Genomic DNA, 1,040 nt, shown 5'->3' with positions numbered 1-1,040 from the left:
GCGATGCTGGTTGCCAACGATCAGATGGCGCTGGGCGCAATGCGCGCCATTACCGAGTCCGGGCTGCGCGTTGGTGCGGATATCTCGGTAGTGGGATACGACGATACCGAAGACAGCTCATGTTATATCCCGCCGTTAACCACCATCAAACAGGATTTTCGCCTGCTGGGGCAAACCAGCGTGGACCGCTTGCTGCAACTCTCTCAGGGCCAGGCGGTGAAGGGCAATCAGCTGTTGCCCGTCTCACTGGTGAAAAGAAAAACCACCCTGGCGCCCAATACGCAAACCGCCTCTCCCCGCGCGTTGGCCGATTCATTAATGCAGCTGGCACGACAGGTTTCCCGACTGGAAAGCGGGCAGTGAGCGCAACGCAATTAATGTAAGTTAGCTCACTCATTAGGCACCGGGATCTCGACCGATGCCCTTGAGAGCCTTCAACCCAGTCAGCTCCTTCCGGTGGGCGCGGGGCATGACTATCGTCGCCGCACTTATGACTGTCTTCTTTATCATGCAACTCGTAGGACAGGTGCCGGCAGCGCTCTGGGTCATTTTCGGCGAGGACCGCTTTCGCTGGAGCGCGACGATGATCGGCCTGTCGCTTGCGGTATTCGGAATCTTGCACGCCCTCGCTCAAGCCTTCGTCACTGGTCCCGCCACCAAACGTTTCGGCGAGAAGCAGGCCATTATCGCCGGCATGGCGGCCGACGCGCTGGGCTACGTCTTGCTGGCGTTCGGCTGGCATTGACCCTGAGTGATTTTTCTCTGGTCCCGCCGCATCCATACCGCCAGTTGTTTACCCTCACAACGTTCCAGTAACCGGGCATGTTCATCATCAGTAACCCGTATCGTGAGCATCCTCTCTCGTTTCATCGGTATCATTACCCCCATGAACAGAAATCCCCCTTACACGGAGGCATCAGTGACCAAACAGGAAAAAACCGCCCTTAACATGGCCCGCTTTATCAGAAGCCAGACATTAACGCTTCTGGAGAAACTCAACGAGCTGGACGCGGATGAACAGGCAGACATCTGTGAATCGC

1 protein-coding gene and 2 pseudogenes are annotated in these 1,040 nt (G+C 56.8%); all 3 read left to right on the top strand.

Annotated elements, in window-relative coordinates:
• Positions 1-363, top strand: a pseudogene (gene lacI / locus AC28QF_RS13880) (DNA-binding transcriptional repressor LacI); the annotation flags it as partial.
• A 49-nt stretch (positions 364-412) separates the two neighbouring features.
• Positions 413-739 (top strand): annotated as a pseudogene (locus AC28QF_RS13875) (hypothetical protein); the annotation flags it as partial.
• A 147-nt stretch (positions 740-886) separates the two neighbouring features.
• Positions 887-1,040, top strand: a 154-nt coding sequence (locus tag AC28QF_RS13870) for a Rop family plasmid primer RNA-binding protein (protein WP_072039646.1), incomplete at its 3' end; no start/stop codon positions are given.

Source organism: Tenacibaculum sp. M1.3A, assembly GCF_057732375.1.
Note: the sequence above shows the minus strand (reverse complement) of the source record. Positions and strands in the feature narration are given on the sequence as shown.